14 protein-coding genes are annotated in these 15,491 nt (G+C 62.1%); 2 read left to right on the forward strand and 12 right to left on the reverse strand.

The features are described from left to right. Positions 1–78: 78 nt before the first annotated feature. The 6 genes from VM99_09395 to VM99_09420 form a co-directional block, all read right to left on the reverse strand. Complete coding sequence (locus VM99_09395; protein ID AKJ98261.1) at positions 79–1,521, reverse strand: GntR family transcriptional regulator; 1,443 nt, start codon at positions 1,519–1,521, stop codon at positions 79–81. Between the two features lie 196 nt (positions 1,522–1,717). Further along, entirely contained in the window at positions 1,718–2,527 is an 810-nt protein-coding gene (locus VM99_09400; protein ID AKJ98262.1) for a membrane protein, read from the reverse strand. Then, on the reverse strand, positions 2,524–2,883 hold the full coding sequence (locus tag VM99_09405) for a lipoprotein (protein AKJ98263.1): 360 nt from the start codon (positions 2,881–2,883) through the stop codon (positions 2,524–2,526). Before VM99_09405 ends, VM99_09400 begins: the two co-directional genes overlap by 4 nt. Positions 2,884–2,892: 9 nt before the next feature. After that, positions 2,893–3,717 carry an ABC transporter substrate-binding protein gene (locus VM99_09410; GenBank protein ID AKJ98264.1) on the reverse strand — a complete coding sequence of 275 codons (825 nt, stop codon included), beginning with the start codon at positions 3,715–3,717 and terminating at the stop codon, positions 2,893–2,895. Between the two features lie 178 nt (positions 3,718–3,895). Further along, positions 3,896–4,825, reverse strand: a complete 930-nt coding sequence (locus tag VM99_09415) for an electron transfer flavoprotein subunit beta (protein AKJ98265.1) — start codon at positions 4,823–4,825, stop codon at positions 3,896–3,898. A gap of 2 nt (positions 4,826–4,827) precedes the next feature. Further along, a complete protein-coding gene (locus VM99_09420; GenBank protein ID AKJ98266.1) occupies positions 4,828–5,577 on the reverse strand; it encodes an electron transporter RnfB in 750 nt (249 codons plus the stop codon). A 543-nt stretch (positions 5,578–6,120) separates the two neighbouring features. Between VM99_09420 and VM99_09425 the strand changes: the two genes are divergently transcribed. Beyond that, positions 6,121–7,785: an electron transfer flavoprotein-ubiquinone oxidoreductase gene (locus VM99_09425; protein AKJ98267.1), complete on the forward strand. Its 1,665-nt coding sequence runs from the start codon at positions 6,121–6,123 to the stop codon at positions 7,783–7,785. A gap of 185 nt (positions 7,786–7,970) precedes the next feature. Here the strand turns inward: VM99_09425 and VM99_09430 are convergent, their stop codons facing one another. Further along, positions 7,971–8,861 carry an AraC family transcriptional regulator gene (locus VM99_09430; protein AKJ98268.1) on the reverse strand — a complete coding sequence of 297 codons (891 nt, stop codon included), beginning with the start codon at positions 8,859–8,861 and terminating at the stop codon, positions 7,971–7,973. Positions 8,862–9,040: 179 nt separating this feature from the next. Between VM99_09430 and VM99_09435 the strand changes: the two genes are divergently transcribed. Further along, the gene (locus tag VM99_09435; GenBank protein AKJ98269.1) at positions 9,041–10,093 is read left to right on the forward strand and encodes a hydroxyacid dehydrogenase; all 1,053 of its coding nucleotides are present in this window, start codon (positions 9,041–9,043) and stop codon (positions 10,091–10,093) included. Positions 10,094–10,148: 55 nt separating this feature from the next. Here the strand turns inward: VM99_09435 and VM99_09440 are convergent, their stop codons facing one another. From VM99_09440 to VM99_09460, 5 genes are all read right to left on the reverse strand, one after another. Continuing rightward, positions 10,149–10,952 (reverse strand): transcriptional regulator, encoded by an 804-nt coding sequence (locus VM99_09440; protein ID AKJ98270.1) that lies wholly within the window; start codon positions 10,950–10,952, stop codon positions 10,149–10,151. Positions 10,953–11,011: 59 nt separating this feature from the next. Then, positions 11,012–12,322 (reverse strand): glucarate transporter, encoded by a 1,311-nt coding sequence (locus VM99_09445; protein ID AKJ98271.1) that lies wholly within the window; start codon positions 12,320–12,322, stop codon positions 11,012–11,014. 187 nt (positions 12,323–12,509) lie between these two features. Beyond that, a complete protein-coding gene (locus VM99_09450; GenBank protein AKJ98272.1) occupies positions 12,510–13,658 on the reverse strand; it encodes a galactonate dehydratase in 1,149 nt (382 codons plus the stop codon). A gap of 49 nt (positions 13,659–13,707) precedes the next feature. Continuing rightward, positions 13,708–14,328, reverse strand: a complete 621-nt coding sequence (locus VM99_09455) for a 2-dehydro-3-deoxy-6-phosphogalactonate aldolase (protein ID AKJ98273.1) — start codon at positions 14,326–14,328, stop codon at positions 13,708–13,710. 19 nt (positions 14,329–14,347) lie between these two features. Beyond that, positions 14,348–15,331 carry a 2-dehydro-3-deoxygalactonokinase gene (locus VM99_09460; GenBank protein ID AKJ98274.1) on the reverse strand — a complete coding sequence of 328 codons (984 nt, stop codon included), beginning with the start codon at positions 15,329–15,331 and terminating at the stop codon, positions 14,348–14,350. Positions 15,332–15,491: the final 160 nt, after the last annotated feature.

The raw sequence follows: 15,491 nt of genomic DNA on the forward strand, positions 1-15,491 counted from the left end.
ACGGCAATAACGGCAGAGGCCCCCATGCTCGCCTGATAATGAGGCGCTGACAAGCACATCAGGCTAAGGTGCTGATTCCTATAAAAACCCGTTGGCGGTCTCTTGGCACAGTTGGGTGGCCAATAGCCCCAGTGTCATCAAGGCCCGCTCTGCCTCGCGGTTCCACGGCGTACCGCAGTTCAGGCGGATGCAATGGTTGAACTGCTCGGTGTTACTGAAGATCAGCCCCGGCGCAATACTGATGCCCTGCTGCAATGCCCGGACGTGCAGCTCTTGGGTGTTGACCCGGCCCGGCAGGCTGACCCACAGGATGAAACCGCCGGTGGGACGGCTCATCTGAGTGCCTTCGGGGAAGTACTGCTGCACCGCCAACTGGAAAGCACTGAGGTTCTTTCGGTACTCCTGGCGGATATAGCGCAGGTGGCGGTCATACCCGCCATTTTCCAGGTACGCCGCGATCCCCATCTGCGTGACGCTGCACGCCGAATGGGTGCTGAAGGTCTGCAAGCGCTGGATTTCCTGCTGGAACTTGCCGGCGATCATCCAACCGATGCGTACGCCCGGCGACAACGTCTTGGAAAAACTCGAGCAATATATGACCCGGTCCAGCCGATCGTAGGCCTTGAGGGCCTTGGTCCGCCCTTGCTCGAACATCAGTTCGCCGTAGATATCGTCCTCGACGATCTGGATGTCGAAGTCCGATGCCAGGCGCAACAATTGTTTCTGCCGCTCCTCGGGCATGGTGCCGCCCAACGGGTTGCTCAGGCGCGTGGTCAGCACCAGCGCCTTGATCGACCATTGGTTGGCCGCCAGTTGCAGGGCTTCAAGGCTCATGCCGGTAACCGGGTCGCTGGGGATCTCGATGACCTTGAGGCCCAGCAGGTCGGCCAGTTGCAACAAGCCATAGTAAGTCGGCGACTCGGCGGCGATCAGGTCCCCCGGTCGGGTCAGTACCCGCAAGGACATCTGCAAGGCATCGACGCAACCGTGGGTGATCACTACTTCGGAGGGGTCCACCACCACGCCGGCATCGCGCATGCGAATCGCCACCTGGCGTCGCAACGGCTCGAAGCCCGGGCTGAACATGTAGCTGAAGGCCCGTGGGCTGTGGAAGCGCGTGACCTTCGCCAACTGCTGATGCAACGCCCGCACCGGTAAGTAGTCGACGCTAGGCACCGCCGCTCCCAAGGGAAACACCCCCTCGCGGCGCGATTCGACCAGTACCTGCTGGATGATGCTGCTGCGCGTCACCAGCCCCGGCCGCTCTACCCGGGCGATGTCCGGCGTCGGCGCCGTCAGGGCCGGCGTCTGGTGCACGTAGTAACCCGATTGCGGCCGCGCGCGAATCAACCCCTGGTCTTCAAGGTTCGCGTAGGCCTGCAATACCGTGGCGTGGCTGACATTGAGCTGCGAGCTCATCTTGCGCACCGACGGCACGCGCTCCCCGGGCTGGTACACACCGCGCCGGATGTCTTCAGCCAGCTGTTGAGCAATACGTTGATAGAGCAGAAGGTTGGTCATGACGCAGCACTCGATTTCACGGGCATTTTATTCTTGTCGGAAACGATACCGGAACAGTTTAGAAGTGTACTGGGACAGTTGCCAGATTACTCGACCGTACAGTGCAGTGACAGCCCCAACTGTACTCATTGCCCCGATTCACTGGCAAAAAAAACCCGGCACCTTCAAGGCGCCGGGCTTTCCAGTGACGCCGCCCTCAGCGGGCGGCGCCGAGCTGGCCTTTCTCGTCGGAGAACACGATCTCGACGCGACGGTTCTGGGCCCGGCCACGCTCGGTGGCGTTGACGTCCACCGGGTAGTCGTCACCGTAGCCCTGGACTTCGATGCGCTTCTCATCAATCCCTAAGTCCACCAGCACATCCGCCACCGCCTGTGCGCGGTCGCGGGACAGCTTGAGGTTTTCCTGGCGACCGCCAGTGCTGTCGGTGTACCCCTCGATGCGCACCACGCGCTTGGGGTTGAGCTGCAGGAACTGGACGATCTTGAGCACGACCCGATTGGCCGAATTCTTCAACTCCGCTTCGCCGGTGTCGAACAGCACATCGCCCAGGGTCATCACCAGGCCGCGATCGGTCTGGGTGGTGGCCATGGCCATGATCTGTTCCTCCAGCCACTTGCCCTGCTGTTGCACGCTGAGCAGCTTGGATTCGCGCAAGGCCAGTTGCAGGCGCTGGCGCTCCAGTTCGAGCTTCGCCGCACGCTCTTCGTTGAGCACCTGGTTGCTGTGTTCACGGGCGATCGCGCTGTAGCGCTGGCTCAAGTAAGCGTAATGCTGCACGTCTTCCCCGCTGCCCCAGTAGGTGGACAAGCGATCGGCACGGGCCAGGGATTCGCCGGCGCGGATCACATCCCGGGGCGCGGCGCGCAATACATTGGCGTCTTCCTTGACCTTCTGGAAATCGGCACTGGCCTGGTCGAGCGCGGCTTCGCTACGCTGGCCCGCACAGCCATACAGACTCGCCAGGCCGGCAATAACCAGGCCGCCGAGGACTTGGGACGACTTCATTGGGCGTCCTCCCTCAGTTGTTTGCGCAAGCGCTTGATACGCGTGTCGAGCACGTTCAGTTGTTCCTGGCTCTTGAGGGTCAACACCTTCGCTTCCGCCAGGCGTGCATCCAGTTCAGCCTGCTCGGCGCGCATGCGCGCCTTCTTGTAGGACTCGTCGGCCATGTTGGATTTGGCCCGGGCGAACTTTTCTTCAGCCAGTTTCAACTCGGGCACTTCGTCGGCGTTGGCGCCCACGGCCCGGGCCTGCTCCAAGGCCTGTTCGGTCAGGCGGATCTGTTCATTCGGCGCCGGATCGGCTGCGCAACCCGCCAGAGCCAGAACGGCCAGGGCAGCGAAAAGAGGTCGAATAGTCACTAATGTTCCCTACTGTTTTGGGGCACCGACAGGAGACTGCAACTGTGTGTTCCAGCGCTCTAGATTGCGTTGCAACACAGCCTCTGCCAGGCCGGACGCGGACAATTCTGTCATCTTTTGCGCCAGCTGTCCGCGTAACCATGGGTCATTGCAGGCCGAGTTATGGGAAACCGCGAGGAACAGGCCAGGCTTATCCACCGGTTGCGGCGCGGCCTGCAGGTCATTCGCCATCCCCAGTGTCTGCGCCATGGCCAGGCCCGAGTAGCGTCCCGCCAGGACATATTCCACCTCTCCCAACAGCAATTTCTGAAAGGCCTGGGTCAGGTTTGGCGTACGGGTGAGGGACAATTGCTGCTCTGCAAAAACGCCGAATCCTGCAGTCATACGTGACTTTTCCGACAAGGCGCCGGTATGTCCATGAAGGTCTTCGGGGCGGTTGATGACCAGCGTGGAGTCCTTGCGGGTCCAGACCAGGTAATCGTTTTCCAGCAGCGGCGGATGCACGTAGTCCAGGGCTTCGAGCCCGGTCGTGGTCAGCGGTGCATCGGTGAGCAAGTCCATGCGCCCGCTGCGCACTTCGTCCAGCGCCTGGGCACGCTTGCCGGCATAGAGCAGCTCAATCTTGATGCCCAGTTGCGCCGCCACTTGCGTCAGCAGGTCGGCACCGGCGCCAATCAGATGCTTGGGGTCCTGGGGGTCTTGCCAAAGATAAGGCGGCGCATCCGGGCTGCCGGTGGCGATCAGTCGTTCACACTTGCCGGCAGCGAGCGCCAACCCAGGCCCGACCATCAACAGGCCCAACAACGGCCAGCCGGCCAAACGGCGAAGATCCATGGCGACACGCTCCCCTTCAAAATGCAGACGATAAAAAGCCCGGCCAGGCCGTAGCGTTGTCATCAAGGGAATGGATCTGTGGCGAGCAAGCTTGCTCCCTCGCCACGATGATCCAGACAACCCTCAAATGAACACTGCTACCGCCAAAGCCGGGCTCTTTATAAGTGAAGAAGCCGGATTAGACCAGCTTCTCCAACTCGGGGACTGCTTCGAACAGGTCAGCGACCAGGCCGTAATCGGCCACCTGGAAGATCGGCGCTTCTTCGTCCTTGTTGATCGCAACGATCACTTTGGAGTCTTTCATACCGGCCAGGTGCTGGATCGCGCCGGAGATACCGACGGCGATGTACAACTGTGGCGCAACGATCTTGCCGGTCTGACCGACCTGCATATCGTTCGGAACAAAACCGGCATCGACCGCGGCGCGGGAAGCACCTACGGCAGCGCCCAGCTTGTCGGCCAGGGCGTACAGGTGCTTGAAGTTGTCACCGTTCTGCATGCCGCGGCCGCCGGAAACGACGATTTTGGCAGCGGTCAGCTCAGGACGGTCGGACTTGGCCAGTTCTTCGTTGACGAAGCTGGAAATGCCGGCGTCGTGGGCAGCGCCTACGGCTTCGACGGCAGCCGAGCCACCTTCGGCGGCAACCGGGTCGAAACCGGTGGCGCGCACGGTGATGACCTTGATCGCGGCAGTCGATTGCACGGTGGCAATGGCGTTACCGGCGTAGATCGGACGCTTGAAGGTGTCGGCGCTTTCTACCGAGATGATCTCGGAGATCTGGTCGACATCCAGGGCAGCGGCAACGCGCGGCAGGATGTTCTTGCCGTTGGACGTGGCGGCAGCCAGGATGTGGCTGTAGCCCTTGCCCAGCTCGGTGACCAGTGGCGCAACGTTTTCCGGCAGCTGGTTTGCGTAGGCGGCGTTGTCGGCCGACAGTACTTTTGCCACGCCGGCAATTTTCGCGGCGGCTTCGGCTACGGCGCCAGCGCCCTGCCCGGCGACCAGTACGTGAACGTCGCCGCCGATTTTGGCCGCGGCAGCAACGGTGTTCAGCGTGGCCGGAGCCAGCGCCTTGTTATCGTGTTCGGCGATTACCAAGATAGTCATAGTTAGATTACCTTCGCTTCGTTTTTCAGTTTCTCGACCAGTTCAGCCACCGACTTGACCTTGATGCCCGCGCTGCGTGCCGCCGGCGCTTCGACTTTCACGGTCTTGTTGGTGGAGGCGGTGGAAACGCCCAAAGCGTCAGGCGTCAGCACTTCAAGCGGCTTCTTCTTCGCCTTCATGATGTTTGGCAGGGACGCATAGCGCGGCTCGTTCAAACGCAGGTCGGTGGTGACGATGGCTGGCAGCTTCAAGGAAACGGTCTGCGCGCCGCCGTCGATTTCACGGGTCACGGCAACGCTGTCGCCGCTGACTTCGACCTTGGACGCGAACGTGCCCTGACCGTAGCCGCTCAATGCAGCGAGCATCTGGCCGGTCTGGTTGTTGTCGCTGTCGATGGCTTGTTTGCCGAGGATCACCAGCTGTGGTTGTTCCTTGTCGACAACGGCCTTGAGCAGCTTGGCCACGGCCAGGGAGGTCAGGTCTTCGGCGGATTCGACGAGGATGGCGCGATCGGCACCCAGCGCCAGCGCAGTGCGCAGTTGCTCCTGGGCGGTGGTCGGGCCGATGGAGACAACGACGATCTCAGTCGCCACGCCCTTCTCTTTCAGGCGTACGGCTTCTTCTACGGCGATTTCGCAGAAAGGGTTCATCGACATCTTGACGTTGGCGAGGTCGACGCCGGAGTTGTCCGCCTTGACGCGAACCTTGACGTTATAGTCGACCACTCGTTTGACAGCTACAAGAACCTTCATGGATTCCTCGTTACTCTCCGGTGAAAAGAAAGTCGCCTAGGCGAACCTGGCGGTTGATGCTCATGGGCGCAAGGGCACCTCTAAAAACGCCGGCATGAACCACACATGACCCTGCTCACGGGAGTGAAGACCATTGGTCGGCGAGACCGATGAGTCATTCAATATCGCGGCGTGTAAACTGCGCATCCGAGCCACGCAATACGTCACTTTGTGCTGCCTTCGCCCTGTCTTTAGAGGTGCTCTTGAAACCAACAGTCAGCCTACGGCGAGCGCAAAACCGCCCGTATCTTGACCGGAACGCCTATTCCGGTCAATACGGCAAAATGGCCAGGCATAAGCCGTACGTCAGTGATTTATCTGGGCTGCGGCAATTTCAAACAAACGTTTGTATTGGACCCTGAGAGTGGTGTAGATATAATGCGCCACCCAGAGAGACCCGCGTCTGATCCGTTGTCACTTTCGTCAGTTTTGCGAGTCAACAACGGATGCAACGCCCAACCTCCAATTAGAAAAAAACCGTGAGCCTTGAGTAGGAGATAGCCTGTGGAACGCGAATACATGGAATTCGACGTGGTCATCGTCGGTGCCGGCCCCGCTGGCCTGTCTGCCGCTTGCCGACTGAAACAGAAGGCCGCCGAAGCCGGTAAGGAAATCAGCGTCTGCGTGGTCGAAAAAGGCTCCGAAGTCGGTGCGCACATTCTCTCCGGTGCGGTGTTCGAACCCCGTGCCCTGAACGAACTGTTCCCCGACTGGAAGGAACTGGGCGCGCCGCTCAATACCCCGGTCAAGCGCGATGACATTTATGTCCTGAAGAACGCCGACAGTGCGAGCAAAGTCCCTGACTTCTTCGTGCCCAAGACCATGCACAACGAAGGCAACTATATTATTTCCCTGGGCAACCTGTGCCGCTGGCTGGCCCAGCAGGCCGAGAACCTGGGCGTGGAAATCTACCCAGGCTTCGCCGCCCAGGAAGCGCTGTTCGACGAAAATGGCGTGGTCCGCGGGATCATCACCGGCGATTTGGGTGTCGACCGCGAAGGCCACCCGAAAGAAGGCCTGTACACCCCCGGCATGGAACTGCGCGGCAAGTACACGCTGTTTGCCGAAGGCTGCCGTGGCCATATCGGCAAGCAACTGATCAAGCGCTTCAACCTCGACAGCGACGCCGACGCCCAGCACTACGGCATCGGCTTGAAGGAAATCTGGGAAATCGACCCGGCCAAGCATCAACCGGGCCTGGTGGTGCACACCGCCGGCTGGCCGCTGGACATCATGGGCACCGAGAACACCGGCGGTTCGTTCCTTTATCACCTGGAAAACAACCAGGTGGTGGTCGGCCTGATCGTCGACCTGTCCTACAGCAATACCTACCTGTCGCCCTTCGACGAGTTCCAGCGCCTCAAGCACCACCCGGTGCTCAAGCAGTACCTGGAAGGCGGCAAGCGCGTCAGCTACGGCGCCCGCGCCATCTGCAAGGGCGGCCTGAACTCGCTGCCTAAAATGGTCTTCAAGGGCGGCGCCCTGATCGGCTGCGACCTCGGCACGTTGAACTTCGCCAAGATCAAAGGCAGCCACACCGCCATGAAGTCCGGCATGCTCGCCGCCGAGGCGGTGGCCGATCGCCTGTTCGCCGAGTCCGAAGGCGGTGATGAACTGACCGCTTACGTCGACGGCTTCAAGAACAGCTGGCTGTATGAAGAACTGTTCGCCAGCCGTAACTTCGGCGCGGCGATCCACAAGTACGGCGCGATCATCGGCGGCGGCTTCAACTGGCTCGACCAGAACATCTTCGGTGGCAAGCTGCCGTTCACCCTGCACGACAACAAGCCTGACTACGCCTGCCTGAAGCTGGCGGCCGATTGCAAGAAGATCGACTACCCGAAACCGGACGGCAAGATCAGCTTCGACAAACTCAGCTCGGTGTTCATCTCCGGTACCAACCATGAAGAAGAACAGCCCTGCCACCTGAAGCTGACCGATCCAAGCATCCCGCTGGCCAAGAACCTGCCGCTGTACGACGAACCGGCCCAGCGCTACTGCCCGGCCGGCGTGTATGAGGTGGTGACCAAGGAAGACGGCGAGAAACGCTTCCAGATCAACGCCCAGAACTGCGTGCACTGCAAGACTTGCGACATTAAAGACCCGGCCCAGAACATCACCTGGGTGACCCCGGAAGGCGCTGGCGGACCGACCTACCCGAACATGTAAGCCGACCCGCTGAACATCAAGGCTCCCGCAATGGGGGCCTTTTTGTTGCGTGCCCATCCAAGAACATCGCAGACCAACGTGTGGGAGCGAGCTTGCTCGCGATGACGGCAGCCCATTCAACATTGATGCAAGCTGAACCGCCGCTATCGCGAGCAAGCTCGCTCCCACAGGTGAACATCACAGGATCAGGCGGCGCGTTCTTCCCCGGGACTGCGCTCGAAATAACGCTTGTACTCCCGGCTGAACTGCGACGAGCTCTGATACCCCACCTGATGCGCCACCTGCGCCACCCCCATACCATCGATGAGCAACAGCCGCTGGGCCTTGAGCAAACGCAAGCGCTTGAGGTACTGCACCGGCGAGAGCAGCGTGCTGCGCTTGAAATGCTCATGAAACGTCGAAGCACTCATGTTGGCGCAGTTGGCGAGGGTCTCGACGTTCAGCGGCTCGGTGAAGTGCGCGTGCAGATGGCTCAGGGCCGCGGCAATCCGGGCGAACTGGCCGTGCTGTTCCACCAGCGCCCTGAGCACATCGGCCTGGGGCCCGCGCAAGGCGGCGAAGAGTAATTCGCGCAGTCGCGCCTGGCCCATGACCTGGCACTCCAGCGGATCATGCAAGCATTGCAGCAGACGTTCGACGCAGCCGCGCATGGCGCCATCGAGCACGGCACTGGTCATGGACTCCGGCGTCTGGGCCGCGAGGCTTCGCCCCGGCATCAACCCCATGGCCAGCACCAACTCGCCCAACAGCGCCCGATCGATCGCCACGGATATCCCGAGCAACGGAGCATCGGGCATGGCATAGGTTTCGCACTCGAACGGCACCGGCAGTGCCTGGATCAGGTAATGCCCGGCGCCGTACTCCAGCGTGCGCGGGCCCAGATAAGCCAATTTGCTGCCTTGGGCGATGATCACCAGGCTCGGTTCGTAGAGCTGCGGGCCACGGGCAATGTCCTGGCTGCACCGCAGCACTTGCACGCCCGCAAGACGTGTAGGGATAAAGCCGTCACGGGTCGCCAAGGGTTCGATCAGCGAAACCAGCGCCGCGTTGGCATCGAGATGACGAGTCAGCAACATGGGGAAAACTTCACGGAAAAAGGGATGAGGACATCATCGCAGGTCTGGCGCCCCATAGGAGCAATCCACGGCCAAGGTCGGAGGATTAGGCATGACACCCGTAGGAATCGCCATCGCCGCAGGCCGCCACGGCTCCCAGAATAGATCACCTCACTGTTCACTGCTTAGCGAGGTCCATCATGTACACCGCCATCGGATACGCCGCTCAATCACCCACCGCGCCCCTCGCCCCTATGAAGTTCGAACGCCGCAGCCCACGGGCCGACGACGTGGCGATCGAAATTCTCTACTGCGGCGTCTGCCACTCCGACATCCACCAGGCGCGCAACGAGTGGGGCATCGCCGTCTACCCGCTGATGCCTGGCCACGAGATCGTCGGCAAGGTTACCGCCGTCGGTGCGAATGTGACCCGCCATAAGGTCGGCGACGTGGTGGGCGTAGGCTGCATGGTCGACTCCTGCCGCGAGTGCGAAGCCTGTCATGCCGACCTGGAGCAATACTGCTATCAGGGTATGACCCAGACCTACGCCAGCCCGGACCGCGTGAGTGGCGGCCATACCATGGGTGGCTACTCCAACAGCATCGTGGTCCAGGAGCACTTCGTGCTGCGCATCCCGGCTGGACTGGACCTGGCCAGCGCCGCACCGATCCTCTGCGCAGGCATCACGACCTACTCCCCGCTCAAACACCACGGCGTGAAAGCCGGCGACAAGGTCGGCGTGTTGGGCATGGGCGGCCTCGGCCACATGGGCATCAAGTTCGCCAAGGCCATGGGCGCGGAAGTCACGTTGTTCACCCGCTCGGCCAGCAAGGCCGAAGAAGCCCGTCGCCAGGGTGCCGATCATGTGATCGTGTCCACCGACGCCGAGCAGATGGCCGCCGCAGCCGGACGCTTCCACTTCCTGCTGGACACCATTCCGGTACAGCACGACCTCAACCCCTACCTCAGTACCCTGCGCTTCGACGGCGTGCACATCCTGGTGGGCCTGGTCGAGCCGATCGATCCGCCGGTGCATGCGGCCAACTTGATCATGGGTCGCCGGGCCCTGGCCGGCTCGCTGATCGGTGGCATCGCTGAAACCCAGGAAGTGCTGGACTTCTGCGCCGAACACAACATCAGTTGCGACATCGAGATGCTCGACATCCGCCAGATCAACGAGGCCTACAGCCGCATGATCGCCGGTGACGTGAAGTATCGCTTCGTCATCGACATGGCCACGCTCAAGGCCTGACGCAGTGGCCTGTACGGTTAATTCGAATACTCGAATTAGCCACACCGGCCACTCATCAGACCTTGGCGCCCAACTCCGCCGAAAGCCGGGCTGTGACCCCTTTGACCAGGGGAATCAGCTCGGCCATTTTTTCCAGCGGCATGTACGGCACGGTGCTGGCGATGCTGATACCGGCGACAATCCGTTTGCCGGCGTCACGAATCGGCGCCGCCACGCAGCGAATCGACGGTTCGTTGTCTTCCAGGTCGAACGCATAGCCCCCCGCCACGTACTCCAGCATCCGTTGCTGGAACTGCTCCCAGGATTGCTCCTGATGCTGGGGCCAGAATTGATGCTTGCCGCCGGCCGGCAGACTGATTTCATACAACCGCTGCCACATCTGCGGAGAATCATCGAGCATCAACGCCTTGCCGATCCCGGTGCGCGCCAAGGGCATGCGATGGCCCACTCGTGAGCGCATTTCCGGGCCGTTGCGCCCTGGGTTCTTCAGCAGGTACAAAACCTCGTCGCCTTCGCGGATCGCCAGGTGCACGGTGTCCCCGGTGAGCGCCGACAATTCGTCCAGGTACGGCCCCGCCAGGTTCACCAGCGGCAGTTCTTCCCGGGCCTGGAAACCCAGCTCGATCAACTTCGGCCCCAGCAGGTAACCCACTTGTGGCACCACGCGCAGGTAACGTTCCTCCACCAGGCAACTGGCGAGGCGATGGGTGGTGCTGCGGGTAGTGCCGATCAGCCGGGCGATTTCCTTCAGGTCACGGGCGCCGCTGGCGACTGCCTGGACCACCCCCAGGCCGCGCAGCAATGTCTGGGTGCCCGTAGGCGCTGCGTCCTTGGTGGTTTTTGGTTCGTCTTGCTGCATAACCGGCCTTCAACAGTGAGCGGGGAACGGGCGGCATTATGGTCGCCCGCCCCGTCGGACTACAACTCGATGCGCTCGACCTTCCCGACCAGCAGAATGTAGGACAGCGCGCCAACCAGTGCCAGAACGGCGATGTAGGTAATGGCCGGGGCGAACGAATCGCCACTGGCCAGGAAGCCTATGACGATGGGCGTGGCGATGGCCGCCAGGTTGCCGATGAAGTTGAACACCCCACCCGTCAGCCCGAGCAGGCGTGCCGGCGCCAGGGTGGAAACCAACGACCAGGTGATCGACGCCAGGCCATTGCCGAAGAACGCCAGGGCCAGGAAGGCGATGACCAGCGGTGTCGACTCGACGAAGTTGGCCCCGATGATCGCGGTGGAGATCAGCAACCCGCCAATGATCGGCAGCTTGCGCGCGAACCCCACGGTGGCACCGCGCCGGATCAGCCAGTCGGAGAAAAACCCCGAGCACAACACGCCAACAAACGCCGCCAGGAACGGCAACGACGCCAACAAGCCAGACTTGATGAAGTCCATCCCGCGGTATTTCACCAGGTAGGTCGGGAACCAGGTCAGGAAGAACCACAACGTGGAGTTCAGGCAGAACTGCCCCAGGTAGATGCCCCACAGCTTGCGCTGGGTCAGGACGATGCCGAGGTCGGCCCAACTGAACTTCGCCTTGGCCCGGGTGGTTTCGGCCTGGATGTCCACCAGCCCGCCGCCCTCGCGGATCAACTCGATTTCGGCGGCGTTGGCGCCTTTGAAGTCCCGTGGCTCGCGATACACCGCGTACCAGATCGCCGCCCAGATAATGCCCACGGCACCGGTCACCACGAACACCATGTGCCAGCCGAAAGCGTGTTGCAGCCACGCCAGCACCGGCGTCAGGAAGGCCAGCCCGACGAACTGCCCGGAGGTGTAGAAACCGATGGCCGTGGCCCGCTCGCGCTCGGGAAACCAGGTGGTCACCACGCGGCTGTTGATCGGATACGCCGGCGCTTCCAGGGCACCGACCGCCATGCGCAACACGAACAGCGCGATGAAGCTGGCGGCGAAACCGAGCATCACCGTGGCCGCCGACCATAACAACAGCGCCACGCTGTACAGGATGCGCGGCGGCACGCGGTCCACCAGCCAACCGCCAGGAATCTGCATGGCGGCGTAGGTCCAGCCGAATGCCGAGAAAATCAGCCCGACATGAATCGGGTCGATGCCCAGTTCACTGGTCAGTGCGGGAGCGGCGATCGACAGGTTGCTGCGGTCCAGGTAGTTGATCACCACGGTGATGAACAGCAGGACCATGATGAAAAAACGCTTGCGGCTGGGCGTCACCAACGACGCCTGCGCGCTCAGGGTGTGCGCTTGCATGTGAGGTGCCTCTTCTTATGGTTATTGAGGGGGCGGACGCTTGATGAGCGATCTCCTGACCTACGGAGATCAAACTGTGGGAGCGGGCTTGCTCGCGAAGAGGGAGTGTCAGCTGACGAATGTGCGGCTGACACACCGCCTTCGCGAGCAAGCCCGCTCCCACAGGGATTGGCGGAGTGTCAGGCAGTTACCACTCAGCAAAACTCCCATCGGCATGCCGCCAGATCGGATTGCGCCAACGGTGGCCGATGGCCGCGCGCTCGATGACGTACTCCTCGTTGATCTCGATGCCCAGGCCCGGGCCATTGGGGATCTTCACAAAACCCTGGTCATAGTCGAACACCTGCGGGTCCTTGATGTAGTCCAGCAGGTCGTTGCTCTCGTTGTAGTGGATGCCCAGGCTCTGCTCCTGGATGAACGCGTTGTAGCACGCGGCGTCCAGTTGCAGGCACGCCGCCAGGGCGATCGGCCCCAGCGGGCAGTGCAGCGCCAGCGCCACGTCGTAGGCCTCGGCCATGTTGGCGATCTTGCGGGTTTCGGTGATGCCGCCAGCGTGGGAGGCGTCCGGTTGGATGATGTCGACATAGCCTTCGCTGAGCACCCGCTTGAAATCCCAACGGGAAAACAGCCGCTCGCCCAGGGCAATCGGCGTGCTGGTCAGCGGAGCCAGTTCCTTGAGCGCCTCGTAGTTTTCACTGAGCACCGGCTCTTCGATGAACATCAGCTTGTACGGGTCAAGTTCCTTCATCAGCACCTTGGCCATCGGCTTGTGCACGCGGCCATGGAAATCCACGCCGATGCCGACGTTCGGCCCGACCGCATCGCGCACGGCGGCGACGTTGGCCAAGGCCAGGTCGACCTTCTCGAAGGTGTCGAGGAACTGCAGCTCTTCGGTGCCATTCATCTTCACCGCCGTGAAGCCACGGCCCACGGCCTCTTTGGCGGCGCGGGCGGTGTCCGCCGGCCGGTCACCGCCGATCCACGAATACACGCGGATCTTGTCGCGCACCTGGCCTCCGAGCAAATCGCTGACCGACACGCCCAGGGCCTTGCCCTTGATGTCCCACAACGCCTGGTCGATGCCGGCCAAGGCGCTCATGTGCACCGCTCCACCGCGGTAGAAGCCGCCGCGATAGAGCACGGTCCAGATGTCTTCGATGTTGCGTGGGTCTTTGCCGATCAGGTAGTCGGACAATTCTTCAACGGCTGCCGCCACAGTGTGGGCACGGCCCTCGACCACGGGCTCGCCCCAACCGGTGACACCCTCGTCGGTCTCGACCTTGAGGAAGCACCAGCGCGGCGGAACGATGAAGGTGGTCAGTTTGGTTATTTTCATCTTGTTGTCTCTCTTATCGGATGCAGCGCCTGCAGCGCCGGAAAAATCTTCAGTTCAGGGCATTCCACGCGGCCACATAGGCCTTGGCGCGCACCGCGACCTCCTCGGCCGTCAGGCCCGGCTTGAACAGCCCGGAACCGAGGCCAAAGCCCTTGACGCCGGCCTCGACGAACACCGCCATGTTGTCCGGCGTGATCCCGCCCACCGGCACCAGCACGGTCCCGGCCGGCAGCACGGCGAGCCAGGCCTTGACCACTGCCGGGCCCATTTGCTCGGCGGGAAACAGCTTCAGGACATGGGCGCCTTCGGCCAGTGCGGCGAAGGCTTCGGTGGGCGTGGCGACCCCCGGCGACAGGTACAACCCTGCGGCTTTCGCCGCACGCAAGACTTTCGGGTCGCTGTGGGGCATGACGATTACCTGGCCGCCGGCGGCCTTGACCTGTTCCACCTGCTCCGGCGTAAGCACGGTGCCGGCACCGATCAGGCAATCGGCGGGCAAGGTACTGCGCAGAATGCGGATACTTTCGTACGGCTCGGGGGAATTGAGCGGTACCTCGATGACGCGAAATCCGGCGCTGTACAGGACTTCGCCGATGGCTGCCGCCTCTTCGGGACGCAGACCGCGCAGGATCGCGATCAGCCCGTTGTGCGCCAGTGCTTGAGTGAGCATGTCAGACCTCCAGTCAGGGTTAACGCGATGCGGTGGAATCGAGCAGCCCGGCCGCCACGGCCAGTTGCCACAAACCACGTTCGGTGGCCTGTTCGGCCAGGGTCACCCGGGTAAAACCGCAGGCGTCGAGCGCTCGTTGATAACGGGCGCAGAGTTGGGAATTGCCGATCAGCACCACCGTTGGCAGGTGCACGCTGTTGCGGCGCTGGCGCTGCACCGCAGCCAGTGCCGCCAACTCGTGACCGATCAGCAGGCCGGAGAGGTAATCGGCCTGGGCACTGCCAGCGAGTTCGCCGGTCAGCCCCAGGCTGCGGGCGCTGAACACCGTGGACAACGGACCGACCTGACCGTCTGCCGACAGTGCCACCTGCACCCCGCGGTCGAAGGCCACGCCGTCGAACGCCGCGCCACGCTGCTGGGTGCGGCCGAGAATGCTGTGATCGCTGAGCACGGCGAAGATCTCGCCGGTCATGAAGGTGTCGAAATGCACGATGCAGCCGTCGGCCACTTCCACCCACTTCGAATGGCTGCCCGGCAGGCCGATCAGCACGGCTTCGTTCGGCAGGCTATGCAAGGCGCCGAGCACTTGGGTCTCTTCGCCGCGCATGACGTTCGGCAACCGTGAACGCTGGATCACACCGGGTACGATGTGCACGTCAACGCCACGCAGACTGCGAAGGGTTTGCAGGGAATGTCCGAGATTGGCCACGTTGGCCGGCGTGTCGCAGTAAGGCGCTTCGCGCCAGCCTTGGGCGCTGCCCACCATGCCGCAGGCAATCACTGGCAAGCCTGGCTGTGCATCGAGCCAGTCGCCACAGGCCTCGTCGAACGCCAGCTCGAAACCATCGCTGCATAGCCGACCGGCCACGGTGCGCGGCCCGGCGGGCAATTGCATGATCCCCGACGACAGCGCGCGCTGTTCCAGCACCTCGCCGCCGGCAGCGAGTTTGTAAGCCCGTAATGAGGTGGTCCCCCAATCGAGCGCGATCAATTGCGCCTGCATCCGCTTCACCTGTTCTGTTTTTTGGCAGTGAGTGAGGCGGACTATAAACCTGAGCACAGAAAAATCTCAATATATAAATAACACTCCCATATATTGGGATTAAAACCACCCTCCGCCAAACCCATCGCCATCCGCCCGCGACCCTGCTACGTTCTGCGTC

Source organism: Pseudomonas chlororaphis (assembly GCA_001023535.1).
Lineage (GTDB): Bacteria > Pseudomonadota > Gammaproteobacteria > Pseudomonadales > Pseudomonadaceae > Aquipseudomonas > Aquipseudomonas chlororaphis_E.

Bases quoted from the DNA above. Each gene is read 5' to 3' on its own strand.
- VM99_09395 (AKJ98261.1), bottom strand. From the start codon at position 1,521: ATGACCAACCTTCTGCTCTATCAACGTATTGCTCAACAGCTGGCTGAA.
- VM99_09400 (AKJ98262.1), bottom strand. From the start codon at position 2,527: ATGAAGTCGTCCCAAGTCCTCGGCGGCCTGGTTATTGCCGGCCTGGCG.
- VM99_09410 (AKJ98264.1), bottom strand. From the start codon at position 3,717: ATGGATCTTCGCCGTTTGGCCGGCTGGCCGTTGTTGGGCCTGTTGATG.
- VM99_09415 (AKJ98265.1), bottom strand. From the start codon at position 4,825: ATGACTATCTTGGTAATCGCCGAACACGATAACAAGGCGCTGGCTCCG.
- VM99_09420 (AKJ98266.1), bottom strand. From the start codon at position 5,577: ATGAAGGTTCTTGTAGCTGTCAAACGAGTGGTCGACTATAACGTCAAG.
- VM99_09430 (AKJ98268.1), bottom strand. From the start codon at position 8,861: ATGTTGCTGACTCGTCATCTCGATGCCAACGCGGCGCTGGTTTCGCTG.
- VM99_09435 (AKJ98269.1), top strand. From the start codon at position 9,041: ATGTACACCGCCATCGGATACGCCGCTCAATCACCCACCGCGCCCCTC.
- VM99_09440 (AKJ98270.1), bottom strand. From the start codon at position 10,952: ATGCAGCAAGACGAACCAAAAACCACCAAGGACGCAGCGCCTACGGGC.
- VM99_09445 (AKJ98271.1), bottom strand. From the start codon at position 12,322: ATGCAAGCGCACACCCTGAGCGCGCAGGCGTCGTTGGTGACGCCCAGC.
- VM99_09450 (AKJ98272.1), bottom strand. From the start codon at position 13,658: ATGAAAATAACCAAACTGACCACCTTCATCGTTCCGCCGCGCTGGTGC.
- VM99_09455 (AKJ98273.1), bottom strand. From the start codon at position 14,328: ATGCTCACTCAAGCACTGGCGCACAACGGGCTGATCGCGATCCTGCGC.
- VM99_09460 (AKJ98274.1), bottom strand. From the start codon at position 15,331: ATGCAGGCGCAATTGATCGCGCTCGATTGGGGGACCACCTCATTACGG.